The organism is Arthrobacter sp. B2a2-09 (assembly GCF_027587375.1).
In the GTDB taxonomy this organism is placed as follows: domain Bacteria; phylum Actinomycetota; class Actinomycetes; order Actinomycetales; family Micrococcaceae; genus Arthrobacter.
In genome coordinates, this window is the sequence record NZ_JAMXIC010000025.1 from 1 (window position 1) to 24,692 (window position 24,692).

Annotated in this window: 24 protein-coding genes; 10 read left to right on the forward strand and 14 right to left on the reverse strand. The window is 64.1% G+C overall.

The window, feature by feature from the left end:
* Window positions 1–272: 272 nt before the first annotated feature.
* The 5 genes from NFJ07_RS20740 to NFJ07_RS20760 form a co-directional block, all read right to left on the reverse strand.
* On the reverse strand, window positions 273–1,154 hold the full coding sequence (locus tag NFJ07_RS20740) for a 1,4-dihydroxy-2-naphthoate polyprenyltransferase (RefSeq protein ID WP_269997430.1): 882 nt from the start codon (window positions 1,152–1,154) through the stop codon (window positions 273–275).
* Between the two features lie 60 nt (window positions 1,155–1,214).
* Window positions 1,215–2,348, reverse strand: a complete 1,134-nt coding sequence (locus tag NFJ07_RS20745) for an AMP-binding protein (RefSeq protein WP_269997431.1) — start codon at window positions 2,346–2,348, stop codon at window positions 1,215–1,217.
* A gap of 9 nt (window positions 2,349–2,357) precedes the next feature.
* Window positions 2,358–3,311: a 1,4-dihydroxy-2-naphthoyl-CoA synthase gene (locus NFJ07_RS20750; protein WP_269997432.1), complete on the reverse strand. Its 954-nt coding sequence runs from the start codon at window positions 3,309–3,311 to the stop codon at window positions 2,358–2,360.
* 21 nt (window positions 3,312–3,332) lie between these two features.
* A complete protein-coding gene (locus NFJ07_RS20755; protein WP_269997433.1) occupies window positions 3,333–3,770 on the reverse strand; it encodes a VOC family protein in 438 nt (145 codons plus the stop codon).
* Window positions 3,771–3,924: 154 nt separating this feature from the next.
* On the reverse strand, window positions 3,925–4,653 hold the full coding sequence (locus NFJ07_RS20760) for a CPBP family intramembrane glutamic endopeptidase (protein WP_269997434.1): 729 nt from the start codon (window positions 4,651–4,653) through the stop codon (window positions 3,925–3,927).
* Window positions 4,654–4,854: 201 nt separating this feature from the next.
* Between NFJ07_RS20760 and NFJ07_RS20765 the strand changes: the two genes are divergently transcribed.
* Window positions 4,855–6,333 (forward strand): amino acid permease, encoded by a 1,479-nt coding sequence (locus NFJ07_RS20765; RefSeq protein WP_269997435.1) that lies wholly within the window; start codon window positions 4,855–4,857, stop codon window positions 6,331–6,333.
* Between the two features lie 64 nt (window positions 6,334–6,397).
* On the opposite strand, the gene NFJ07_RS20770 is transcribed toward NFJ07_RS20765, so the two are convergent.
* Window positions 6,398–7,123, reverse strand: a complete 726-nt coding sequence (locus tag NFJ07_RS20770) for a dienelactone hydrolase family protein (RefSeq protein ID WP_269997436.1) — start codon at window positions 7,121–7,123, stop codon at window positions 6,398–6,400.
* Between the two features lie 72 nt (window positions 7,124–7,195).
* On the opposite strand from NFJ07_RS20770, the gene NFJ07_RS20775 reads away from it, so the two are divergent.
* The 5 genes from NFJ07_RS20775 (at window position 7,196) to NFJ07_RS20795 (ending at window position 11,378) form a co-directional block, all read left to right on the forward strand.
* Window positions 7,196–7,654 carry an SRPBCC family protein gene (locus NFJ07_RS20775; RefSeq protein ID WP_269997438.1) on the forward strand — a complete coding sequence of 153 codons (459 nt, stop codon included), beginning with the start codon at window positions 7,196–7,198 and terminating at the stop codon, window positions 7,652–7,654.
* Window positions 7,654–8,313 (forward strand): pentapeptide repeat-containing protein, encoded by a 660-nt coding sequence (locus tag NFJ07_RS20780; RefSeq protein WP_269997440.1) that lies wholly within the window; start codon window positions 7,654–7,656, stop codon window positions 8,311–8,313. Before NFJ07_RS20775 ends, NFJ07_RS20780 begins: the two co-directional genes overlap by 1 nt.
* A gap of 175 nt (window positions 8,314–8,488) precedes the next feature.
* Window positions 8,489–9,712, forward strand: coding sequence for a thiolase family protein (locus tag NFJ07_RS20785; RefSeq protein WP_269997442.1), 1,224 nt, complete (start codon window positions 8,489–8,491; stop codon window positions 9,710–9,712).
* Window positions 9,712–10,518 (forward strand): enoyl-CoA hydratase/isomerase family protein, encoded by an 807-nt coding sequence (locus tag NFJ07_RS20790; protein ID WP_269997443.1) that lies wholly within the window; start codon window positions 9,712–9,714, stop codon window positions 10,516–10,518. Before NFJ07_RS20785 ends, NFJ07_RS20790 begins: the two co-directional genes overlap by 1 nt.
* Window positions 10,515–11,378, forward strand: a complete 864-nt coding sequence (locus NFJ07_RS20795) for a 3-hydroxyacyl-CoA dehydrogenase family protein (RefSeq protein WP_269997444.1) — start codon at window positions 10,515–10,517, stop codon at window positions 11,376–11,378. The genes NFJ07_RS20790 and NFJ07_RS20795 overlap by 4 nt, the downstream gene beginning before the upstream one ends.
* A gap of 70 nt (window positions 11,379–11,448) precedes the next feature.
* Here the strand turns inward: NFJ07_RS20795 and NFJ07_RS20800 are convergent, their stop codons facing one another.
* Complete coding sequence (locus NFJ07_RS20800) at window positions 11,449–12,393, reverse strand: endonuclease domain-containing protein (RefSeq protein WP_269997445.1); 945 nt, start codon at window positions 12,391–12,393, stop codon at window positions 11,449–11,451.
* 146 nt (window positions 12,394–12,539) lie between these two features.
* Here NFJ07_RS20800 and NFJ07_RS20805 point away from each other — a divergent pair, with 146 nt between their 5' ends.
* Window positions 12,540–13,133 carry a GNAT family N-acetyltransferase gene (locus tag NFJ07_RS20805; protein ID WP_269997447.1) on the forward strand — a complete coding sequence of 198 codons (594 nt, stop codon included), beginning with the start codon at window positions 12,540–12,542 and terminating at the stop codon, window positions 13,131–13,133.
* Between the two features lie 43 nt (window positions 13,134–13,176).
* On the opposite strand, the gene NFJ07_RS20810 is transcribed toward NFJ07_RS20805, so the two are convergent.
* On the reverse strand, window positions 13,177–14,028 hold the full coding sequence (locus NFJ07_RS20810; RefSeq protein ID WP_269997449.1) for an SGNH/GDSL hydrolase family protein: 852 nt from the start codon (window positions 14,026–14,028) through the stop codon (window positions 13,177–13,179).
* A gap of 216 nt (window positions 14,029–14,244) precedes the next feature.
* On the opposite strand from NFJ07_RS20810, the gene NFJ07_RS20815 reads away from it, so the two are divergent.
* Entirely contained in the window at window positions 14,245–14,892 is a 648-nt protein-coding gene (locus NFJ07_RS20815) for a LysE family translocator (RefSeq protein ID WP_269997450.1), read from the forward strand.
* Window positions 14,893–15,004: 112 nt separating this feature from the next.
* Here NFJ07_RS20815 and NFJ07_RS20820 read toward each other — a convergent pair whose 3' ends face one another.
* The 6 genes from NFJ07_RS20820 to NFJ07_RS20845 all read right to left on the reverse strand — a co-directional run bounded on the left by NFJ07_RS20820 (window position 15,005) and on the right by NFJ07_RS20845 (window position 21,358).
* Entirely contained in the window at window positions 15,005–16,138 is a 1,134-nt protein-coding gene (locus NFJ07_RS20820; RefSeq protein WP_269997452.1) for a Gfo/Idh/MocA family protein, read from the reverse strand.
* A complete protein-coding gene (locus NFJ07_RS20825) occupies window positions 16,135–16,902 on the reverse strand; it encodes a ThuA domain-containing protein (protein WP_269997454.1) in 768 nt (255 codons plus the stop codon). Before NFJ07_RS20825 ends, NFJ07_RS20820 begins: the two co-directional genes overlap by 4 nt.
* A 58-nt stretch (window positions 16,903–16,960) precedes the next feature.
* Window positions 16,961–17,713, reverse strand: a complete 753-nt coding sequence (locus NFJ07_RS20830; RefSeq protein ID WP_269997554.1) for a carbohydrate ABC transporter permease — start codon at window positions 17,711–17,713, stop codon at window positions 16,961–16,963.
* Window positions 17,714–17,903: 190 nt separating this feature from the next.
* Entirely contained in the window at window positions 17,904–18,926 is a 1,023-nt protein-coding gene (locus NFJ07_RS20835; protein ID WP_269997456.1) for a carbohydrate ABC transporter permease, read from the reverse strand.
* Window positions 18,927–18,936: 10 nt separating this feature from the next.
* A complete protein-coding gene (locus tag NFJ07_RS20840; RefSeq protein ID WP_269997458.1) occupies window positions 18,937–20,172 on the reverse strand; it encodes a sugar ABC transporter substrate-binding protein in 1,236 nt (411 codons plus the stop codon).
* Window positions 20,173–20,344: 172 nt separating this feature from the next.
* Window positions 20,345–21,358, reverse strand: a complete 1,014-nt coding sequence (locus NFJ07_RS20845; protein ID WP_269997460.1) for a LacI family DNA-binding transcriptional regulator — start codon at window positions 21,356–21,358, stop codon at window positions 20,345–20,347.
* 257 nt (window positions 21,359–21,615) lie between these two features.
* Here NFJ07_RS20845 and NFJ07_RS20850 point away from each other — a divergent pair, with 257 nt between their 5' ends.
* Entirely contained in the window at window positions 21,616–22,341 is a 726-nt protein-coding gene (locus NFJ07_RS20850) for a tyrosine-protein phosphatase (protein WP_269997462.1), read from the forward strand.
* A 241-nt stretch (window positions 22,342–22,582) separates the two neighbouring features.
* The gene (gene paaZ / locus NFJ07_RS20855) at window positions 22,583–24,685 is read left to right on the forward strand and encodes a phenylacetic acid degradation bifunctional protein PaaZ (protein WP_269997464.1); all 2,103 of its coding nucleotides are present in this window, start codon (window positions 22,583–22,585) and stop codon (window positions 24,683–24,685) included.
* Window positions 24,686–24,692: the final 7 nt, after the last annotated feature.

Here is a 24,692-nt window from a genome sequence, read left to right on the forward strand (position 1 = left end):
CGCCGGGAGCCCCTCCGGTCGCCGGGATCAACAACAAACAAACCACCCAGCTGTCACAAACAGCTTGATATATACCGGGAAACCGGCCTATATGTGAGCGAGGGTTGGGGGAAACTGGCCTATATGTGAGCGAGGGTTGGGGGAAACCGGCCTATATGTGAGCGAGGGTTGGGGGAAACTGGCCTATATGTGAGCGAGCGTCGGGGGAAAGGACGCTCGCTCACATATAGCGCCGCCCCGACGGACGCTCGCTCACATCATCTGAGCGAGCGTTAGAAGCCGTGGCTCAGCACGAGGCCCAGCGAGAACAGCACGCTGTAGCCAAGGTTGATCAATCCGGTCTGCTTGAGCACCGGGATAAGGCTCTTGCGCTTCCGGCCGTTGACCATGAGCCAGGCCGGCATGAGGCAGGCTGGGATCAGCAGCAGCACGATCAGCATCCAGGGCCTGGTGGGCGCCAGCACCACCACCAACAGGATGGCGAGGGCCAGCATCAGGACGTAGCTCTCGCGGGCGTGGCGGTCGCCCAGCCGCACGGCCAGTGTCCGCTTGCCCGCCACCATGTCCGTGGGGATGTCCCGTACATTGTTGGCCATCAGCAAGGCGCAGGCGATCAATCCCGTGCCAATGGCGCCGATAACGGCCGGAAGGCTCACTTGCCCGGCCTGTGTGTAGGTGGTGCCCAGTGTTGCCACCAGACCGAAGAAGACAAACACGAACAGGTCGCCCAGGCCCATGTAGCCGTACGGGTTCTTGCCACCGGTGTACCCCCAGGCTGCAAGGACGCAGCCGACGCCCACCAGGATCAGCCACCAGCTCTGCGTGATGATCACCAGGACCAACCCGAAAATCATGGCCAGGCCGAACGCACCGAAGGCAGCCCACTTGACGTGGTCCGGGCGCGCCGCACCGGAACCGACCAGCCGGAGCGGACCCACGCGGTCCTCATCGGTGCCACGGATGCCGTCCGAGTAGTCGTTGGCGTAGTTGACCCCGACCTGCAGCAGCAGCGCCACGAGGGCGGCGAGGATGGCATTCAAGAGCCGGAATGATTGCAGCTCGTAGGCGGCCGCTGTGCCGATCAGCACCGGCGCGATCGCCGCCGGAAGGGTGCGCAGGCGGGCGCCTTGAATCCATTGTGCAGCTGATGCCACGTTCAATACCTCGTGTTGTTTCGCGTTGGGGAAGGCAAATGACGGTCGGGGAGGACGTGTCTATTCTCCCTGATGCACCTCGGTGAGCAGCTCGATCATGGCCAGCCGGTCCGGCTTTCCATTGGGGAGCATGATGAGGCCATCCGTGGTCAGCACTGTTTTGGGGGCGAGGACGCCCAGTGTTTCCTGGCTTCGCGTCTTGTAATCCTCGACGGCTTCCGGGGAACTGTCCTCGATGGCAACATAGGCGGCCACGGCCTGGCCCCACTCACGGGAAGGCACCCCGGCCACGAAAGCCGCCGTGACGCCGTCGAACTTTTCAAGCTCCGCCTGGATGAACGCGGCGGAGGCTTTGACGCCGCCGGTGATGATGACGTCGTCGGCGCGCCCCAGCACCGTGAGCGTGCCGTCCGCGGCGAGCACGCCGAGATCGTTGGTGCGGTACCAGCGGGTGCCGTCCTCGTCGAAGAACGCCTCGACACTCGCCTCGGGCGCGTCCAGGTAACCGGAAGCCACGGTGTCGCCGCCCAGGAGGACCCGGCCGTCGTCGTCGAGCATGACCCTGACGCCCTCCAAAGGGCTTCCGTCGTACACACAACCGCCACACGTTTCAGCGGAGCCATAGGTGGTCACGACCTTCAGTCCGGCCTCCCTGGCGGCGTCCAGCAGCGGGGCAGGCGCGGGCGCTCCGCCCAGAAGGATGGCATTGAAACGGCGCAGGGCTGCAAGGGTCTGCGGCGACGGCGAGTCCAAGAGCCGCTGCAACTGCGTCGGCACCAGGGAAGTGAAGCGGATGGTGTCCGTCAGTTCTTCGGCGGCGGCGGTGAAGGCCTCCGGAGTGAAGCCGTTTGAGAGGTCCATGACCCACGGACGCGTGCCGGCGAAGAGTGAGCGGACCAACACCTGGACCCCGGCAACGTATTGCAGCGGCAGGGCCAGGAGCCACTGTCCCTCGCCCCGGAGCGCGATGGCCGTGGCCATGGAAGAAGCCGCGAGCTCATCGACCGTGAGAACGGTGGCCTTAGGCGTGCCGGTGGAACCGGAAGTGCGGACCACTACCGCGGCGTCCTCGAAGCCGGGCGTTTCAACGGGGACCGCCAGCGGGGTGCCGTCTTCCGGGATGATGATTTCGACGGCGGGTCCCTCGTCGTGGAGGGCGGCGGCCAGGGCTTTGAGAACGGGATCGATGTTCACGGGCGAGTCCTAGAAGTAGTAAGGGAAGTTGGACCAGTCCGGATCGCGCTTCTCGAGGAAGGCTTCCTTGCCCTCTACGGCTTCGTCCGTCATGTAGGCCAGGCGCGTGGCCTCCCCGGCGAAGACCTGCTGGCCGGCCAGCCCGTCGTCGGCGAGGTTGAAGGCGAACTTGAGCATGCGGATGGCCTGCGGGGATTGGCGCGCGATGTCCGCGGCATACTCCATGGCGACCTCCTCGAGGCGCTCATGGTCCACGGCTTCGTTGACGGCACCCATTCGGACCATGTCCTCTGCGGAATACTCACGGGCCAGGAAAAAGATCTCGCGGGCGGCTTTCTGCCCGATCTGGCGGGCGAGCAGCGCCGAGCCGTAGCCGGCGTCGAAACTTCCCACAGTGGCGTCGGTCTGCTTGAACTTGCCGTGCTCGCGGGAGGCGATGGTGAGGTCGGAGACAACGTGCAGCGAGTGCCCGCCGCCCGCTGCCCAGCCGTTCACGACGGCAATGACCACCTTCGGCATGGTCCGCATGAGCCGCTGGACTTCCAGGATGTGCAGGCGGCCGGCCCGGGCGGGGTCGATGCTCTCCTGCGTCTCGCCGTCGGCATAGCGGTAACCGTCGCGGCCGCGGATCCGCTGGTCCCCGCCGGAGCAGAAGGAATGGCCGCCGTCCTTGGGGGAGGGGCCGTTCCCGGTGAGGAGCACTGTGGCGACATCCGGAGTCATTCGGGCGTGGTCCATGGCGCGGTAGAGCTCGTCGACGGTGCCGGGACGGAAGGCGTTGCGGACCTCAGGACGGTTGAAGGCGATCCGGACCGTGGGAAGGTCCCTTGTCACTTTTCCGTCTGCGTCCCGCTCGACCTGTCGGTGGTACGTCATGTCCTGGAAATCGTCGAAACCGGACACGGTACGCCAGCGCGACGGGTCAAAGACGTCGGATACCTTGGCGGGGAAGTCGTTGCTCACCCTCAGAGTCTAGTAATCCCCTCAGCTGATGCAGAACTCGTTGCCTTCGGGATCCGCCATGGTGTGCCATTCGTGCGGCCCTTGCTTGGCCGTCCACAGGTGTTTCGCGCCCCGCGCTTCCAGCGCAGCGCGGACCACGTCCTTGTCCTGTCCGTTGAGGCGCACGTCCCAGTGAACGCGGTTCTTGACGGTCTTGTCCTCTGGAACTGTCTGGAACAGGAATCGGCGGCGGGTGTCTTTGTCCTGATCCTCTGCCGGGCCGATGGCCGCGCCGTCCTTCCACACCAGCTTGCCGTTGTGGGTGGTTGTCTCCCCCTCCGTGGCGAAGCCTTGATCCACCATGGAGCGGATGAACGCCTCGTCTTGGGGCTCCACTATCCACTCGAGCGTCTCGGCCCACCAATCGGCCAGGACGTGCGGATTCTTGCAGTCGATTACTACCTGAAAGTTCAGTGCCATGGACTGAACCTACGACGACGGCGCGTGGCCGGGGAAGTGCCTAGCGGACAGTTCCGGTCCGGGTTGCCCAACTAGCTCGCATTTGTTGTCGTTTAGCGGCCTGAAAACGACAACAACTGCGAGTTAGTTGGGTGGGTTAGCGGTGTTGGGCGGATTACCCGCCCAGCAGTTGCGGCGGGATCGCGTAGATCAGCAGGACGGCCAACAGATTCTTGGCAGCGTGAACGAAGTAGGAGAACATCACGTTCTTGCCTGTCCAGACGTAGACAGCCACCAGGACGACGCCCATTCCGAGGTACGGGGCCAAGGCGGGAAGCACCAGGCCCTCACGTCCCACCACGTGGATGGCGGCGAAACAAAGCGCGGACAGGGCGCAACATAGCCAAATATTGAGGCGACGGGACAGCTTACCGATGAGTAGATGCCGGAACAGGTATTCCTCCACGAAGGGACCCAACACCACGAGCAAGGGCACCACGAACCAAGCCGGAAGTTGCAGGACCAGGGACTGGAGCCCCAGTTGGTTCTGCGACTCCTTGGCCGAGCCGGTAACTGTCACCAGAATGGCGGTGATCACCAGCATCGCCACGATGGACAGCGGAATCATGGCGAGCGTGAACCACGGACGTGTGGCCAGGATCAGAATGTCGCGGGCTATGACTCGCCACGCAGCCGCAACCGCGAACAGGCCGACCGAAGCGTAGAAGGCGAGGTTGATGGCGAAGACGGCGGTGGCGGGGTCGGGGAAGATTTGCTGCACGAAAGTTGTCACAGGGGCGGTGGCGAGGCTCAGAACAGCCGCCAATGACACATAGAGTCCGAAAGCCGCAGCGTCCAAGCCCGTGAAACGGTATAGCCTGCCGGCTGGCGGAATGGTGCCCATGTGTCCAGCGTAGCGCCCCTGTTTGTTGCCCGCGTCACGCTCCGCGGAAATCACCGGTTAGAATGGTTTTGCCGGATTTACCTTCGACGCTTCCGTGTTTTCGCTACTGATTCGACTCGCCAACAGGTTGAAAGCTCGAATTGTTTGTGCCGATGCGCGTGAAGCCAGGGCCGGCATCTACTCAACCCACAAGGAACAGCTGTGCCTCAAAACACCACAACCGACCTTCAGCGTGAGCCGGGAACCCTGGCTGCGCCCAGTACCGCTACAACTTCCGCAAACCTCAGCGCCGAGGGCTACCAGAAGACCCTGAGCCGCCGCCACGTCACGATGATCGCGATGGGTGGCGCGATCGGCGTCGGCCTCTTCATGGGCGCGGGTGGACGCCTGGCCTCCACCGGGCCAGCCCTGATTTTCTCCTACGCTATTGCCGGCGTCATCGCCTACCTGCTGATGCGGGCCCTCGGCGAACTGATCATGTACCGCCAGACCTCCGGCTCCTTCGTCAGCTACGCCGGAGAAATGTTCGGCAAAAAGGGCGCCTTCCTCTCCGGTTGGATGTACTTCATCAACTGGGCCATGACGGGCATCGCCGAACTCATTGCCATCGGCCTGTACTTCCAGTTCTTCTTCCCGAACGTCCCCGTTGAACTGTCCGCCATCGCCGCGCTGGTGCTGCTGGTGGCCGTGAACCTGTTGAGCGTCAAGGCTTTCGGCGAGTTCGAATTCTGGGCTTCCTGCCTCAAGGTCGCCGCAATCCTGATCTTCCTGGCCGTGGGCACCTTCATGGTGGTCACCAACGCGCAGGTCGGCACCGGCCACGCTTCCGTGGGGAACCTCTTCGCTGCCGACGGCGGCATGTTCCCCAAGGGCGGCCTGGTGATGATCCTGGTCCTGAACGCCGTGATCTTCGCTTACAACGCCATCGAACTGGTCGGCATTACCGCCGGCGAGATGCAGAACCCGGAACGCGAAGTGCCCAAGGCGATCCGCGCCGTCGTGATCCGCATTGTGGTTTTCTACGTCGGTTCCGTCACCCTGCTGGCGATGCTGCTGCCCTCGGACCAGTACCACGCGGGCACCTCCCCGTTCGTCACGGTGTTCGGCCAGATGGGCTTGCCGTGGATGGGCGACGTCATGAACATGATCGTCATCACCGCCGCGCTGTCCTCATCCAACTCCGGCCTGTATTCGATCGGCCGCATCTTCCGCACCATGGCCAACAATGGACATGCCCCCAAGTGGCTCACCAAGATGTCCACCCGCCACGTGCCGTACGCGGCCATCCTGGCAATCGGCACCGTGTACCTCGTGGGCATTCTGCTCAACATCTGGTTGGGCGGTTCGCACGCCTTCGACCTCGCGCTGAACACGGCATCGATTGGTGTCATCTTCACGTGGGGCTCCATCTTCGCCAGCCAGATCGCGCTGCGCAAGAAGAAGGGCAACGTCTCCAGCCTCCCGATGCCGGGTTCCCCGTGGACCAGCTGGGTTGGCCTGGTGGCCCTCCTGGCTATCACCGTGCTGATCGGCATGGACACTATGACGGACAAGTCCACGGGCGAGGTGTTCCCCTTGGGCCTCTGGACCTTGGCCACCATCCCGTTCTTCGCCTTGGTGCTGTGGCTGGGCTGGCAGAAGGTCAAGAACAACGAACCCAAGAGCGAGCTTTTCTCTTAAGTAGCCCGACGACGGCCGGCGCCTCCTCTCAAGGGGGCGCCCGCCGTCGTACTTTGTTCAGCCCCTAGTCCCTCAGGTGCTTCGCGAAGTGGTCCTCGATCCGCTGCCAGGCTTCCGGAGCCGCAGCCGGATCAGGTTTGATGCCCATCACCCGCATCAACGGCCGCAGTGGCCGGGGACCAACCGGAACGTCGTTCATGAAGGCGTGGCCCGACGTCGGGAATTCCTTGACGTCGTGCTCGATCCCGAGGTTCGTCAGCGCGGCCTCCAACTTCGCGGCGGCTCCCCGCAAAGTCCGGTCCTGGCCTCCATAATTGGCCACCACCGGGCATGCACCTTCCAAAGCCTGCTCCAGATCCCGTGGCAATTGGCCATAGTTGACGGAGGCCGCATCGAAGTCGTCGTTGGCCGCGAGCAGGGCGAAGGCGCCTCCCATGCAGAACCCAATGACCCCCACCTTTCCCGTGCATCGGGCATCGCTGCGGAGCCAGGACCGCGCCGTGGACAGATCCGTGAATGCCCGGCCCGTGCCGGACATCAGGGAGCGCATGGTCGCCACGAGGCAGCGTCTAGCGCCGCCGTCGCTGTAGAGGTCGACGGCGAGAGTCAGGTAGCCCGCCGCGGCGAGCCGATCCGCGTGGCGGCGCATCATGTCGTCGAGCCCAAAGGCTTCATGGATAAGTACGACGCCGGGGAACGGCCCCTCGCCGTCGGGCTCGGCCAGGTACCCCTGCAGGGTCCGGGAGCCGCCTGTCGCCGCACTTTCCGCGCTCAAGTCGATGTGCACCATGGTGCAATCCTGCCAGACCGCGCAAGTGTCTTGTCGGCTGTTTTTGTCAGCGGTCGCAGTTAGGCTCGATGCATGGACCACAGCACCACTCTCAGCCAGCACGTCAACGCCTCCCGGGAGAAAGTCTGGGCCGTCATCTCTGACATTCCGGGCTCGGCCAAGACCCTCTCCGGCGTCAAAGCCATCCAGATGCTCAGCGAGGGACCCTATGGTGAGGGCACGCGTTGGAAGGAAACCCGCGCCATGATGGGCAGGGAGGAAACCGTGGAAATGCACGTTTCCCAGAGCGATCCTCCGCGCGGCACCACAGTCAAGGCCCGGCAGGGCGGTGCGGACTACACCACCCGCTTCACACTGGAAGAGCGCGACGGCGGGACCGAACTGGCGTTGTTCTTCGGCGCCGAGGTCCTCAAGCCGACTTTCTTCAGCAAGGTCATGATGGCCGCGTTCGGAAAACTCGGGATGAGCGTCACGCGCAAGGCGCTCGCGAAGGATCTCGCCGAGATCGCGGCGAAAGCGGAGGCGCTCTGATGGCGGCGGTCGCCAAGGTGACGGCACCCCGGATTTCCCCGATCAGGCTTGACGAGCTCCGCGACGATCCCGCCCCGGATTTCCAGCGCGGGGAACGGTACGACGGCGTCCGCCTCACCCGTGCCGTCGCTGACGGAGCGGAGCTGAGCGGAGCGGACTTCATCGAGTGTGAATTCAACGGAGTCTCTTTCAACGAGGCCCAGCTGCGTGGCGCGACCTTCCGGGACTGCATCCTGAACGAGCCCTACGCGCCGGTGTTTACCGCTGCACGCAGCTCTTGGCGTGAAGTGGAGATCAGCAACCCGCGTTGGGGTTCGGCGGAGATGTACGAGGGCGCCTGGCATTCGGTAAAGATCGACGGCGGCAAGCTGGACTTCCTGAACCTGCGTGGATCCAAACTCACGGATGTGGTGATCACCGGCTGCATCATCAACGAGCTCGACCTCGGGGCTTGTACCGCGACGCGGATGGTGCTGAAGGATTGCACCATCGGGACGCTGGATGTCGCAGGGGCCAAGCTCAAGGACGTGGACCTGCGGGGCTCGGACTTCCGGATGATCAATGGACTTGGTGGATTGTCCGGTGTGGTCATTGACGACTACCAGCTCAGCCTGTTGGCACCCCTTTTGGCCGGACACCTGGGTATCCGGGTGATCTGAGTGAAGCAACGGCGTCGCCACGTGACGGTTGACCAAGGGGGCGGTTGACCGTGGGTTGACCACGTGACGGTTGACCAAGTGACGGTTGACCACGGGGCGGCGCCGTGTAATCTTTATAGAACGAACGGTCGGTAAATTATTCACCGACCCCGCTCCCTTCGCGAAGGATGTTCTCATGGTCGAGGCTTTTCTTGTTGGCGGTGCCCGCACCCCTGTAGGCCGGTATGGCGGCGCCCTTTCCGCGGTCCGGCCTGATGACCTGGCAGCCCTCGTGGTCCGCGAAGCCGTGGCCCGTGCCGGCGTCGACCCTGACGCGATAGATGAAGTCATCCTGGGCAACGCCAACGGCGCCGGCGAGGAAAACCGTAACGTGGCCCGCATGGCCACCCTTCTCGCGGGACTGCCCCTCCACATCCCCGGCATCACGGTCAACCGCCTGTGCGCCTCCGGCATGAGCGCCATCATCATGGCCAGCCACATGATCAAGGCCGGCGCGGCGGACATCGTGGTGGCGGGCGGCGTCGAATCGATGAGCCGGGCGCCCTGGGTGCAGGAGAAGCCCTCCACAGCCTTCGCCAAGCCGGGCCAGATCTTCGACACATCCATCGGCTGGCGCTTCGCCAACCCCATCTTCAGCAAGGGTGAGCTGTCCCGCGGCGGCAAGATGACCTATTCCATGCCGGAAACTGCCGAGGAAGTTGCCCGGGTGGACGGCATCTCTCGCGAGGACGCCGATGCCTTCGCCGTCCGCTCGCACGAACGCGCGCTTGCTGCCATCGCCGGCGGTCGCTTCAAGGAAGAGATCGTGCCGGTCACCGTGAAGACCCGCAAGGGCGAAACGGTCGTGGACACCGACGAGGGCCCACGCGAGGGAACCACCATGGAGGTCCTCGCCGGGCTCCGTCCAGTCGTTGCCGGCGGCTCCGTTGTCACGGCGGGCAACTCCTCCTCGCTCAACGACGGCGCTTCCGCCATCATCGTCGCGTCCGAGGCTGCCATCGAAAAGTTCGGCCTCACTCCGCGGGCGCGCATCATCGACGGCGGCTCGGCGGGCTGCGAACCGGAGATCATGGGCATCGGCCCCGTTCCGGCCACCCAGAAGATCCTGGCCCGTTCCGGACTCACGGTGGGTGACCTTGGCGCCGTCGAACTCAATGAAGCCTTCGCGACGCAATCGCTCGCGAGCATGCGGCGTTTGGGCCTGGATCCGGACATCGTGAACCTCGACGGCGGTGCCATCTCCTTGGGGCATCCGCTGGGTTCCAGCGGCTCACGCATCGCCATCACCTTGCTGGGTCGCATGGAACGCGAGCTGGGCACCGCCGACCGTAAGGTCGGCCTCGCAACGATGTGCATTGGCGTCGGGCAGGGCGCCGCCATTCTCCTGGAAGGCATCTAATGGCGTTGAACCCCGAGGAATTCGGAACGTTGCTCATCGAGGAACGGGAAGACCGGGTCACCGTGCTGCTGAACCGGCCCGAGGTCCGCAACGCGATCGACCAGCAGATGGTGGACGAACTCCATCAGGTGTGCGATTACCTTGAACGGGAGCCGAAAATTCTGATCATTGCCGGCGTCGAAGGCGTCTTTGCATCGGGTGCAGACATCGGCCAGCTGAGGGAGCGCCGGCGCGACGACGCCTTGCGCGGCATCAACTCCACCATCTTCGTGCGGATCGCGAAGCTGCCCATGCCCGTCATCGCGGCCCTGGACGGCTATTGCCTGGGCGGCGGGGCCGAACTCGCCTACGCCGCGGACTTCCGGATCGGGACGCCCAGCCTGCGGATCGGCAACCCGGAAACCGGACTGGGCATCATGGCCGCAGCCGGTGCCACCTGGCGCCTCAAGGAACTCGTGGGGGAGCCGATCGCCAAGGAAATCCTGTTGGCGGGCGCCGTACTCCGCGCCGAGGAAGCCCTCCGCATCAATCTCATCACCCAGATCCATGAAGCTCCCGTGCTGATGGAAGCGGCCCACAACCTTGCCGACCGGATCGGCCGGCAGGATCCCCTGGCCGTGCGGATCACCAAGTCCGTGTTCCACGCTCCAGCCGAGGCACACCCCGTGATCGACACTTTGGCCCAGGGCATGCTTTTCGAATCGCAAGCCAAGTTCGACCGCATGCAGGCGTTCCTGGACAAGAAGAGTGCCAAGCAATCCAGCGACAACCAGTCCAGCGACAACCCAGACAGGACCCGAAAATGACAGCAACGCCCGCTATCCCGCATGTTGTCGGTGTCCTCGGCGGTGGCCGCATGGGCGCGGGCATCGCCCATGCTTTCTTGATCAAGGGCGCCACCGTGATCGTCGTCGAGCGCGACCACGAATCCGCCGCCGGCGCGCAAGGTCGCGTTGCCGAGGCCGTGGCCAAGTCAGCTGCCCGGGGCACCCTGACGGAAACCGCCGAAGAAGCCTTGTCCCGGTTCAGTACCTCCACCGACTACGACTCCTTCATCCATTGCGGGCTCGTCGTGGAAGCCGTGCCCGAGGACTACGAACTCAAAGTTGCAGCCCTCAAGGCCGTGGAGGAGCACCTCTCGGCGGACGCCTTCCTCGCCTCCAACACCTCGTCGCTCTCCGTGACCGGCCTCGCTTCGCAGCTCCGGAGGCCCGCCAATTTCGTCGGCCTGCACTTCTTCAATCCGGTCCCGGCTTCCACGCTCATCGAGGTGGTCCTGGCCAAGGAGACTTCGCCGGAGCTCGCCGCCACGGCGAAAAGCTGGACCGAAGCACTCGGCAAGACCGCCGTCGTCGTCAACGATGCGCCCGGCTTTGCCTCCTCACGGCTGGGCGTGGCGATCGCACTCGAGGCGATGCGCATGGTGGAAGAAGGCGTGGCCTCCGCGGAGGACATCGACGCCGCCATGGTGCTCGGTTACAAACACCCCACGGGACCGCTCAAGACCACGGACATCGTGGGCTTGGACGTGCGCCTTGGCATCGCCGAGTACTTGCATTCGACGCTGGGGGAGCGCTTCGCCCCTCCGCAGATCCTGCGCGACAAGGTTGCGCGCGGCGAGCTGGGCCGCAAGACCGGCAAGGGTTTCTTCGACTGGACTGAGTAGCTGCCTCGTGTCCCCCAACTGACTCGCATTTGTTGTCGTTTTCAGGCCTCATAACGACAACAAATGCGAGTCACTTGGGGGTCCAACCTCGGTCCAGGAGCACGGCACGGACTTTCGCGACTGCGGACCGCGCATCGTTTGCCATGTGCCGCTTGGAGATCCTCACCAAGTGCCAGCCCGCACGGGCGAAATCCTCCTCGCGGGCGATGTCCCGAACTATCTGGGCCGGCTCGGAATGCGGCTCGCCGTCGTATTCGACCGCCACACGGTGTTCCGGATAGGCCAGATCCGGTTGACGTACGACGCCGGCACCTAGCTCAGTGGATACGTTCAGTTGGGGTTCCGGCAGTCCGCCGTATTCAAGGGCCAGCCGGAGCCGCGTTTCGGGGGCCGAGTCTGAGCCAATCCGTGCCTGTTCGAGAGCCCAACGTGCCTTCCGGATCCCGGGAGTTCCTTTGTGCCGGTCCAGCATGTCGGCCAGTTGTTCCAATGTTGCGTATGGCTCTGTCCGGCCTTCAAACTCCGGCCGTGGGTTCCGCACCAGATGGTCGGCCACGACGGTCAGTTCATCCACGCTCATCTTCCTGGACACATCGAGCCAGGTCCGGGTGCGCGTGGTGACCAGAAGCCCGTCAAGACTGGTGATTTCGTCGTCGAAGAACTGCCCCACATGTCCAACCACACCGGTTCGCCGAGGAATGGCCATGGTGTCCGGACGCGAAATATGGATGCGCGGATCATCGCTGCCTGGCAGGAACCCCGGGAACGACCACAGAGCGAAGGCCGTGGCGTGCGACGCGGCCGAGAACTCGGTCACCGCGGTGAAAGGCCGGACGAAACCGACGTCCGTCGCCTGCCCTTGGGCAAACGCCTGGTCCGGAATCCGGATGCCCCGGCTCGGCGCGGGCAGCGATCGGTGCCGCAACCGCCGGAGGCTCACGCCGGCGTCGACCGCTTCTTGAAAGGTGAACGGGGCGCACGCCAGCAGCGCGGGCAAGGGTTGCGGGGTCTTCATCGCCCTATCGTTGCAAATCCCGGAACGCCATTTTGAGTTATCCACAGGCAACCGCCCTCGAACCCCAACTGACTCGCATTTGTTGTCGTTTTCAGCCGTCAAAACGACAACAAATGCGAGTCAGTTGGGTCGGTTACGCTGTCTGGGTGACTCTCATTGCACCCGTGACCCTGGACGGTCGTTTCGTAACCCTGGAACCACTCAGCCCCGAGCACCACGACGGCTTGGTGGATGCCGCCAAAGACGGCGAGTTGTGGAAACTTTGGTACACCTCGGTCCCGACGCCGGAGGGCATGGCCGCGGAGATCGACCGCCGGCTCCGACTGCAGGAGCAAGGATCCATGCTGCCGTTCGCCACCCGGTTGAAGGCGAACGGCAAGCTCATCGGCATGACCACCTACATGAACATCGACGCCGCCACCCCGCGCGTCGAGATCGGCTCCACCTGGAACGCCGCCTCGGCACAGGGCAGCGGGAGCAATCCGGACTCCAAACTGTTGCTCCTGCGGCATGCTTTCGAAACCCTTGGCTGCCCTGCCGTCGAATTCCGCACGCACTGGCTCAACCACCAGTCCCGCGAGGCCATCGCGCGGTTGGGCGCCAAACAGGACGGCGTGCTGCGGAACCACTCGCGGACTGCGGACGGAGTGCTTCGAGACACCGTGGTGTTCTCCATCCTCGAACACGAGTGGCCCGCGGTCCGCACGGGCCTCGAGTTCAGGCTCGCGAAGCGGTCCTGAGCGCGAACGCGCGCACGGCGGCGCGCGTTCGCGACTGGCCCAACTACTTCTTGAGCGCGCTGTTGACGGCCGTGCGGTAGCCCTGGGAGTAGCCGGCGTCGTTGGGATGGAAGTTCTCGAACGCGAGCTGCGGTGGATCGAGGGGCGACGGCTGGGTGTAGTGGATCCACGGATTGTTGGAACCGATACCGTGCCCAGTGAACCGTTCCGTCACGCTCGCGTAGCCCACACCTGCGGCGGCGGCGGCGCTCGCGATGGTCGCATTCAATTGGTCAGCCATTCCGTTCAGGGTGGTGGCCAACTGTTTCTGCGCGGGAGGCATCTTGGGGCCGACGGTGAACAAACGCGGGTAGCCGGTCAGCACGATGTCGGCGTGGGGTGCCTTTTGGCGGATGGACTGGACCATGGCCACGATGTTGCTGGGTAGTGCGGGCAGTGCGTTCGCCACATTCTGCACGGTCGAAGCGCAGGCCAGGGCATCGGCACTGGTGCAGGCCATCGCCACGGCTCCCGTGCCGACGTCGTTGCCGCCCACAGTGACCGAGACTTCGGTAGCGGACCCCAGAGCAATCGCGACCGGGTCGGCGGGCGAAAGACTGTCCAGACCTGCCTTGACCGCAAGCGACGTTGCGCCGAAGCAGCCAAGGTTCAGCCCGCCTATAAGGGCGGCGTAACTGTCCAGGCTCTGGTGGCAGGCCTGCGATGAGCCGGGAGCCGGATTGCTGCCGCCCGTACCGGCGGCATAGGAATCGCCGAGGGCCACATAGACATCGGCCGGTTTCGCTGTGGTTGGGTTCGCCTGGGCCGGTCCCGTTCCGAGTCCGGCCAGGAGTACGACGGCGGTGACGGCGCCCACGAGGCGGCCATACCGGCGTCGCGAATTAGCTGCTTGCATGATTGATATCCCCTCGTGTCGATCTGCAGTGCCGCTTGGCGGCGCGGGCTACCCCAGCCCGGCAGTCTTGCTGCCAGACTACGCGAGCTGCGCACCCACGACCATGAGAAGAGGCCCGGTTCTTCCATTCGGTGTAGCTCCAGCGCACTGCCAGGCGCGGCTACACTCTTGAAGGCAACAAGTGCCGAAGATCCAATCCTCCGGAAGCAGTCCCTCATGGTCGAACAACTGATGGCTTTTGCGCTGACCTGCGTGGTCGTGGTCCTCGTTCCTGGCCCGGATTTTGCGCTTGTGCTGAAAAACGCACCCCGCGGACCCGGGTCAGCGGCAACCACCGCAATCGGAATCATGGTCGGCAACACGATCCTTGCTCTTCTCGCCGTGCTCGGCGTCACGGCGCTGTTAGGCGCTTCGGAGGTTCTTGGCAACGCCATCAGGATTGCCGGCGCTGCGTACTTGCTCTATCTGGGGACCCGCGCCCTGCTGGAGGCCTTCGGCCGCCCCCGCCGTCAAGCTGCGGCCCCGGCCCCGGCCTCGGAATCCAGGTTTGGATTCAGAGGGAACTCGCCATTCCTGCAAGGAATGGTCAGCAATCTGCTCAATCCCAAGGTCGCCGTCTTCTATCTGTCCCTTTTCCCTCAATTCAACCTCGCACCGCTTCCCCCTCTGGGCCAGCACGCGTTGATGGCGGGCATCTTTCTGCTCACCGCGCTGGTTTGGTACGTCCTGCTGGTCCATGCGCTCAAGAGAGTCTCCGCGGCACTGGCCCGTCCCCGCGTAAAGCGGATCATCACGGGTGGATCCGGCACGGTCCTGATCGGCGTCGGCGGGACAATCCTGACGAAGTCCCTGGCCTCCAGCTAACGGGCCTCCAGGCGTCTCAGACGCAGCACCTCCCATGAGGAAGCGCCTCTACGCCCCCAAGTAGCTCGCATTTGTTGTCGTTATGAGGGCTCAAAACGACAACAAATGCGAGCTAGTTGGGTTGGTGGGCAGGAAGAGTCAGGGCGCTGCGGACCGAGGGCCAGGACTTGAGGACCTCCAGCACGTCCGGGTCGCGTTCCATCAGGACAGCCTGTTCATAGGATGCCTCGAGCAGTGCATCCACGGAGATCCGCGTGCCGGTGGAAGCGCTGAGCATGGCCGCTTCCACCATGGCGAGGCTCATGATGTTCTGGTGAACCTGCCCCATGGGGGTGCTTCCGGTACGCAAGGCCACCACGAAGTCGCGCAGCGAACCGGCGATCTCCTGCCCGGGATCCTCGCCGCCTGCGCCCAAATCAGCGACCAGCGAGGACACCGGTTGGCCCTCGCCGTCCCACAGGACTGTGCCGCGTTCGCCGCTGATCCGCCATGCGGCGTTCCATGAGGTCTCCTGGCCCGGGCTGCACCAGCTCCCGGTGAACACGAAACGCTCCCCGCCGGTCATTTCGAAGATGGCAGTCGCCCCGGCGTCGCCGCGGTACCAACTCCAGGACGGGTTGTATTCCTCGCAGAACACCGAGACGGGATCCGCGTCGAGCAGGAACCGGGCCATGTCGAACTGATGGATGGCCATGTCCAGCAGCAGCGGGTGGTCCATGGCGTCCCGGAAACCGCCGAAATGCGGGCCCTTGAAGAATTCCGCCGAAATGATGCCCACGGTGCCCAAAGAAGCAGACAGCCGTTTGGTCTCGAACAAGCGCCTGTTGTACCTGCGCGACTGGCTCACCATGAACAACTGCCCTGTAAGCTCCGACGCCGCGGCAAGCGAGAGTCCTTGGGACACGGTGGAGGCCACGGGCTTTTCGCCGAGCACCGGGAGCCCGGCCGCCAACGCCTCGGTGGTCACCGGATGGTGGGCGACCGGAACGGTGACGTTGATGACCGCTTGGGCGCCGACGTCGGACGCTAGCTGGGCGGTCCTGGTGCCCACCGGCAGATCCGGGCGCCCGATTGCCGCCGCGCCGGCGCGGGCGGCGTCCAGATCCAGGTCAACAATGCCCGCGAGCTCCACGAGCGGCGACTCCTCCACCGTCCGAAGCCATGCGCGGCCCATGCCCCCGGCGCCGACGACGACGACGCGAAGGGGAGTGCCGTCGTCGGGAATGGTGGCGAAAGGGGTGCTCATGCGTTGGCTCCCTGGTAGCTCTTGCCGTTGAAGAAGTCGTTGGTCTCATAGCGCAGCAGCTCGGGGTAAGCGCGCTGCGGCCGCTCGGTGACTGCCCATTCGACGGCGTTGGAGATGACCCGGCGGACGTCCTTGTGGTGGTAGACCGGGTAGTCCTGGTCGCCGGGGCTGAAAAAGAAGATCTTGCCGTGGCCGCGGCGGAAGGTGCAGCCCGAGCGGAAGACTTCGCCGCCGCTGAAGGAACTGATGAACACGAGCTCCTCGGGGGTGGGGATGTCGAAGAATTCGCCGTACATTTCCTGCTGATCGATCACGATGGGGTGCGGCACGCCCTTCGCGATCGGGTGGGTGGGGTCCACGGTCCACACCAGTTCGCGGTCCTGCTCGGAGCGCCAGCGCAACGTGCACGAAGTGCCCATGAGCTTGGTGAAGATCTTGGACCAGTGCCCGGAGTGCAGCACGATTAAGCCCATGCCGGACAGGACGTGGCGGTGCACGCGCTCGACGATCTCGTCATCGACATCACCGTGGGACATGTGCCCCCACCAAGTGAGGACGTCTGTGTTGGCGAGGACTTCCTCGGTGAGGCCGTGCTCGGGCTCGTCCAGGGTGGCGGTGCGGACGCTGGCCTTGCCGCCGAGGTTCTCCTCGATGCCGGCCTTCACGGCTCCGTGCATGCCCTCGGGGTAGAGGCGGGCCACCAGTTCGTCGCGCTTTTCGTGCCGGTTTTCGCTCCACACGGTGACGCGGATTGGTTCAGTCATGATTTCTCCTTGTTGATGCTTTTGGTTTGGCGGTTAGTTCCCGACGGCGGTGCGGGGCTCACTTAACGGCGCCGCCCGTGGTGCCCGCTGCGATGTACTTCTGCGCCGCGACCAGCAGGATGATGGCCGGGATGGAGGCGAGCACGGCTGTGGCCATGACAGAGCTCCAGTCGTTCACGTAGGCGCCGATGTATTGGAAGATTCCTAGGGTCACGGGCCGCACAGCCTCGGTGGTGGTCAAGGTCAGTGCGAACAGGAAGTCGCTCCAGGTGAACAGGAAAGTGAAGAGCCCCGCGGTGATGAGCGAGTTCCTGCTCAGTGGCACCACGATGGACCAAAACGCCCTCAAATGCCCGGCGCCGTCCACCCGTGCCGCCTCGATGACCGACGCAGGCATGCCGTTCATGAAGGCCCTGATGATGAGGATCGCGAACGGGATGCCGTGGGCGGAGTCGGCCAGGATCAGGCCCGGGATGGAATTGAGCAGGCCAAGATCGTTGTAGGCCGTGTACAGCGCGTTGGCCACCACGATCCCCGGAATCATCTGGCTGATCAGGATCGCGAAGAGGACCACGCCCGCGCCCTTGACCTTGAAATAGGCCAAGGCATAGGCCGCCGGCGCCGCAATGGCCAAGCTCAGTACCACGCTGCCCAGCGAGATCACCAGGCTGGTGACCAGGTTCCCGCCCTGCTCGCTGATGGCCGTGGCGTAGCCCGAGAAGTCCGGCTTGAGTGGCAGCCACGAGGTTTCCAACGTGGTGCCGTTGGGTTGCAGCGAAGCGTTGATCATCCAGTAGACGGGGAACAGCATGACGGCCAGGAAGAAGATGGCCAGGACGGTGTAGCCCCACTTTTTGCGCTCGGGTCCGATCCCGGCGCGCTCCGGTCCGGTGCCCTTGCGAGCGCTGCCTTTGCGGGCGCTGCCTTTGCGAGCGCTGCCTTTGCGGGTGCTCGCCGGCGCCGAACGGCGGATGGTGATTTTCGTCGTCGTCATGGTTTCCTCACTCATCGACAGACCGTCGGCTGGCACGCAGGTACAGGACCGCGAAGACCAAGGAAATGACCACCAGGACATTGCCCAGCGCGGCGCCCTCGCCGAATTTGAACTCGTGGAAGGACAGATCGTAGGACTGGGTGGCGATGGTCTGGGTTGAGTTCGCGGGGCCGCCGTTGGTCAGGCCCAGGATGATGTCCAGCACCTTCAGGGTGTAGACGACGCCGAGCACCAGGACCACGCTCACCACCGGACGCAGCATCGGCCAGGTGATGTGCCGGAACGCCTTCCAACCGGTGGCACCGTCCAGGGAACCGGCTTCGTAGAGCTCATCCGGAATTTCCTGGAGGCCGCCATAGAGAATGGTCAGATTGAACGGGATGCCGATCCAGATGTTCACGCCAACCACGGCGATCAGCGCAAGCGAGGTGCTGGTGAGCCACGGAACGCCCGTATTCACGATGTGCAATTCGCCCAGGAAGCGGTTCAACGCTCCGCTGTCCTTGTCCAGGATCCATCTCCACACGGCGCTGGACACGATGAGCGGCAGCAACCAGGGGAGCAGGAGCAGCGAACGCAGGATTCCGTTGAGCGGGAACTTGCGCTGGAAGAAGATTGCCAGCGCCAGCCCGATCACGAACTGGCCCAGTATGGATCCGATCGTGAACAGCGCCGTGTTGAGCAGCGACGTTGAAAACAACGACGACGACAGCACCTTCGCGTAGTTCGCCAACCCCACCCAGGGGGCCTCACCGGTGAAGAACGTGGTCGTGGTGTAGTCCTGGAAGCTCATCACGACGTTCTTGACCACGGGATAGCCGAAAAACAGCGCCATGTAGATCACGGCAGGAACAAGGAACAGCCATTGGAAGATGCGTTCGCGGCGTTTGCGGCTGCGCCTGCGGGGTGACTGGTTTGCTTCCCCGGGCGGGGTGGCGTTAGACCCGGATTTTGCGCGCGCTTTGGCGCGCAGGGTTGCGCGCGACGTGGCCTGCGACTTGGCCTGCGACAAATCGGTTGTGAGGGACATGTCCAGCTGCTTACTGGTCCTGGGCTTGCTTGAGGGCATCGGCGGGCGAAGCCTTGCCCGTCAGCGCGGTCTGGATGGCGGTGTAGATCTTGGTCGCCTGTGCCGGCCATCCTTCTCCGAGTTCGCCGGTTCGGGCCCGGGCGGTTTTGATGAGATCGGTGAACGTGGCGAGCTTGGGGTTGTCGGTGGCGAACTTCGCGGCCAGCGTGGTCTTGGACGGGATGGTATTGCGTGACTTGGCCATGGCCATTTGGTTTTCGTCGCTGTTCATGCAGGCCACCACTTCCGCGGCCTTGGCCTGGCGGGCCTTGTTGCCAGTCTGCGGAACGGTCCACACTTCGCCGCCAAGCGGGGCAACGGCTGTCTGGCTGGCGTCACGGACCGGAATCTTCACGACGCCGTAGTGCAGCGCCGCGTTTTTGTCGAGGGCCGGAATCTGCCAGGGGCCGTTGACCATCATGGCTGCCTTGCCCGCCATGAACTGGTCCTTGACGTCCGCTTGTGTCCAGTTCAGCGCGGAGGAGGACACGGATCCGTCCTTGACGAGGTCGGTCCAGAGCTGGAGGGCCTGGGCGGTCTCGGGGGTGTCGATGTTCTTCTCGTCGCCACCATTGGACCACATGACAGGAAGGAACTGCCACGTGCCCTCATAAGTGGGGTTGGCGTTGAAAGCCAGGCCATACTGCTCGCCCGAGGTGAGCTTGGTGGCCGCCGCCTTCAGCTCGTCCCAAGTGGTGGGCGGGGTGACTCCGGCCTTGGCCAGAATGTCCTTGTTGTAGAAGAGCGCGATCGTGTTCACTGTGGGTGCGAGCCCGTACACCTTGTCCTTGTAGGTGCCGGCGCTCAGCACGCCAGGCGCGAAATCGGTGGTGCTGATGTTGAAATCGGACAACGGAGCCAGCGCTCCAGTGGCGGCAATCTGCTGCAGGTCTGGATTGTCGAGCATGAGTACATCCGGCAGCGTCTTGGAAGAGGACTGCTGGAGCACCTTGGAGATCAACGACTTGCCCGGCACGGTTTCGCGTTTGATTGTCACGCCTGCCTTAGTGCCGCAGGCCGTCAGGGCGTCGCCGATGAAGGACTTGTCCGGCTCATTGTTGTAGTAGTCCATCACGGAGATTTCCTTCACGGCGTCCGTGGAGGAGGCGGAGGCGGTGGTACCGCAGCCCGAGATGGCGAGGGGGAGGCCGACTAGAGCTGCCACGGCCAGGGCGAGCGGGCGGCGTGTCCTGATAGCTGACTTCATTGTCTGTTCCTTTGTTGGTGGAGGAAGGAGTGGTGGGTTTGTTGGTGGGAAGTGAATCATCGATGCGTATCGACGATGCTGAAACGAAAAAGCATGATGCTGAAACGAAAAAGCATGGAGCTGAAACGAAAAGAAACGAAAAGAGCGGGCGCGGTGGATCAGGGGTGGCGATTCACTGCGGACGGAGCGTGCTTGAACGGTGGGTGATGACCGTGGGTACCAACTCCAGGGATTCGTGTGGTCCGTGGGAGTCGGCGTCGAGGAGCTGGCACATGATTTTGACTGCGCGGCGGGACACTTCCGCCGGGCGCAGATCGATGGTGGAAAGCGGTATGGGCTGGAGCTCGGCAAGGGTGGGGGAGGCGCTCCCGATAACGGAAACATCCAACCCCAAGGTCAGGCCACGGCTGCTCAAGATGCGGCGCAGAATGTCCTGGATGGTCCGATCGGGGGCGATGAATGCCGGCTTGCCTGTGGTGCTGGTGAGGGCTTTGTCGACCGATTCGGAGATGGTGGCGCGGTCGGTCCCGCCGGGAAGATGGAGCACGGTCACGCCGAGGGCCTCGGCTGCAACATCTGTGCCGTGCAAGAACCGGTCGACGTAGTTCACGTGCCGGTCCATCACTGCGGGCTGCCAATCAATGACGGAAATCACGGAGTGGCCGGCAGCCGCAAGATCCCGGACGCAGTGCTCACCGGCCATTTCGAAGTCGGCGTCGATGCAGACCAGCCCGGACGGATCGCGGGGGATGCCGATCAGCACCACCGGGACGTTCAGGCCGCGGGCCACGGGGAGGCGCTCGTCCTCGTCCTCAACCTGCATGAGGATCAGGCCGTCGCAAATCTGCTGCCCGACGACGCGGCCCAGTCCGGCGGCTCCTTCGTCGTCGGTGACCAAGAGAATGTCGTGGTCGTATTGCCGGGCCGTGCTGGCAATGACCGAGACGAATTCCATGATCGATCCCATTTCCAGCTCCGGGATGAACGGAATAACCAGGCCGATAACCCTGGTTTTGCGGCTTGCCAAGGCTCTGGCGCCGGCGTTGGGCTGGTACGTCAACTGCTCAATGGCCGCCTCGACCTTTTTCCGGGTCTTCTCGGAAATGGGCCGCTTGCCGCTGAGCACATACGAAACGGTGCTTTGGGCTACGCCGGCCGCCTGGGCGACATCCTTGCTGGTGGGCACGTTCCAGGCCTCCTCGCCGGGTCCAGTGGTGTTGGTGCGATGCGCGACTCTGTGTCGTCGATACGCATCGTCGATGCGTATCGAGAAAAAGTATGACATAAGTCACGTAAAGCCCGCAAGACCCTCGCTCACCTATGTCGCCCTTTCTCCCGACCCTCGCTCAGATATGGCGCCCTTTTCCCCGACCCTCGCTCACATATGTCGCCCTTTTCCCCGACCCTCGCTCACCTGTGTCGGCGTGTGGTTAGCTGTCCGGTATGGATGGGATCTCAACCGCCGCCAAGCAGCGGGGCGTCCATTGGGACGGTGCGGTGAACGCCTGGCACATCGCCGGAAGCGTGTATCGGATGGGTCGGCGGGAATGGCTCACCGACGCCGGGTGGCAGCAAATGTACGACGCCGGCATCCGCACTGTGATCGACTTGCGGACCCTTCGCGAGCAGCAGCCCAGGGAAGCCGATCCCGAGGTTTCCGCGGAGGTGGCTGCCCGCTTCGACATCGTCCATTGCCCCACCGAGGACCCGGAAAACAAAGAGTTCACCGAGCACTTTGGCCCGTACCTGAAAGACCCCGCGCACTACGCCGACTACATGCGGCTCTTCCCGGACAGGCTTGCCGCGGTCTTCAAGGCCATCGCCGCAGCACGTGGTGGGGTGGTTGTGCACTGCGCGGCCGGACGGGACCGTAGTGGGATCATCGCAGTGATGCTGCAGAACCTGGCCGGAGCCAGCGACGAGGAAATCGTGCGGGGTTACCAGCAGGGAATGCGAGGAATCAACGAGCGCCACCGCCACCATCGCGCCCCGCATGCCCATGATCCCTTTCTCGAGGAAGACGCACTTGAAGCCATGCTGGCCGTACGCACGGCCAGCATCCTGGAATTCGCGCACTCCATCAATACTGCAGCTTTCCTGAGAGCGAACGGCGTCTCCAAGGCGGAAATCGCCGCCATTCGTACCAAGATCGGAAGCCGGCCGGACTAGCAGGAGGCGGCCACGCGCCGTCGTGACCTTCTTTGATTTCGGAAAGCGCTTTCGACACGGCGCGCCGCGAATCCCGGGCGACAAGACACGTCAAAAAAGGTCAGGAAGTACGCAGCCCCAGGACGCATCTAGTGTGCAGATCGGGGCTCTCATGTATTCTGTGTGTATTACCGAACGGCCGGTCAGTAATTTGTGGCCGTTCAGTCCCATTTCGCCCGTGCCTTGGAAGGACCCGTCGACGATGACCAGTACCGCAGTCGCTCCGGAAGCCACAACTGTTGAAACCGTGCCCAGTTTCGTCCAGGGCGAGTGGTGGACCCCCCGCGCCGACGCCTCCGCGGGCGTGTCCGTCCGCGACGCCAGCACCGGCGAGCTCCTCGCAACGGTCAACACCGACGGACTGGACCTTGCCGGCGTCGTGAACTATGGCCGCACGGTGGGCCAGCGCGAGCTCGGCAAGCTCACCTTCCACCAGCGCGCCCTCAAGCTCAAGGAACTGGCCCAGTACCTCAACGGCCGGCGCGAGGAGTTCTACACTTCTTCCTTCAAGACCGGCGCCACCAAGATCGACTCGATGGTGGACATCGACGGCGGCATCGGCGTGCTCTTCACCTTCGGCTCCAAGGGCCGCCGCGAACTGCCGAACTCGCAGGTTGTGGTGGACGGTCCCATGGAAGTCCTGTCCCGGGACGGTTCCTTCGCCGGCGAGCACATCTACACCCGCATCCCGGGCGTCGCCGCGCAGATCAACGCCTTCAACTTCCCCGTGTGGGGCATGCTCGAGAAGTTCGCGCCGGCCTTCATCGCAGGCGTCCCCACCATCGTCAAGCCAGCCACCCCCACCGGTTACGTTGCCGCCGTCGTGGTCAAGGCAATCGTTGAGTCGGGCATCCTGCCGGAAGGCTCGCTGCAGCTCATCTCGGGATCCGCCCGCACCCTGCTGGACCACCTTGACTACCGCGACATTCTCGCATTCACCGGCTCCGCCTCCACCGCCAACTCGCTGAAGTCCCACGTCAACGTAGTCCAGGGCGGCGTCCGGTTCACCTCCGAAACCGACTCCCTCAACGCCGCTATCCTGGGACCCGACGCCGTGCCTGGCACCCCCGAGTTCGACGCTTTCATCAAGTCGGTCGTCACCGAAATGACCGTCAAGGCCGGCCAGAAGTGCACCTCGATCCGCCGCACCATCGTGCCCCAGACCCTGGTGTCCGACGTCGTCTCCGCCATCGGCGCGCGGGTGGACGAGCGCGTCGTGGTCGGTGACCCCCGCGCTGAGGGCGTTACGATGGGCGCCCTCGCGTCGCTCGAGCAGCTCGCCGACGTTCGCGCCGCAGTGCAGTCAATGCTCGACGCCGGTGGCGAGCTTGCGTACGGGACGCTCGATTCGCCGTCGGTCACCTCGCTCGACGGAACCGTGGGTGTCGTGGAGGGCGGCGCGTTCATGTCGCCCGTCGTCCTGAGCTGGGCTGACGTGGACTCGGAAGCTGTCCACTCGCTCGAGGCCTTCGGTCCGGTGTCGTCGGTGATCGGGTACTCGGACCTCGACGACGCCGTCCGCCTTGCCGCCCGCGGTGGCGGCTCCCTGGTGGCCTCCGTTTGCACCAACGATCCTGCTGTTGCCCGCGAATTGGTGACCGGAATCGCGGCGCACCATGGCCGTGTCCTCATGCTCAACCGCGAGGACGCCCGTTCGTCGACCGGCCACGGTTCGCCCGTCCCGCACTTGGTTCACGGTGGACCGGGCCGCGCCGGTGGTGGCGAAGAGCTCGGTGGCATCCGCTCCGTCATGCACCACATGCAGCGCACCGCCATCCAGGGCTCGCCGAACATGCTCACTGCTGTGACTGGCGTCTGGCACACTGGCGCGGACCGCAACTTCACGGTGGAGACGGAAGGCGCGCACCCGTTCCGGAAGTCGCTTGCGACCTTGCGGATCGGCGACGCCGTGCGATCCGAACTGCGGCAGGTCACCCTGGACGACATCACCGCCTTCGCCAACTCCACCGGCGACACCTTCTACGCCCACACCAACCAGGAAGCGGCCGAAGCCAACCCGTTCTTCCCGGGAATCGTAGCACACGGGTACCTGCTGCTCAGCTGGGCCGCCGGGCTGTTCGTGGAACCCGCTCCGGGTCCCGTCCTGGCCAACTACGGCCTGGAGAACCTGCGCTTTATCACACCCGTGGCCGCGGGGGATTCGATCCGGGTCACGCTGACCGCCAAGAAGATCACCCCGCGAGAGACCGACGAATACGGCGAAGTATCCTGGGACGCCGTGCTGACCAACCAGAACGACGAAATCGTAGCCACCTACGACGTCCTGACCCTCGTGGAGAAGTAACCCGACG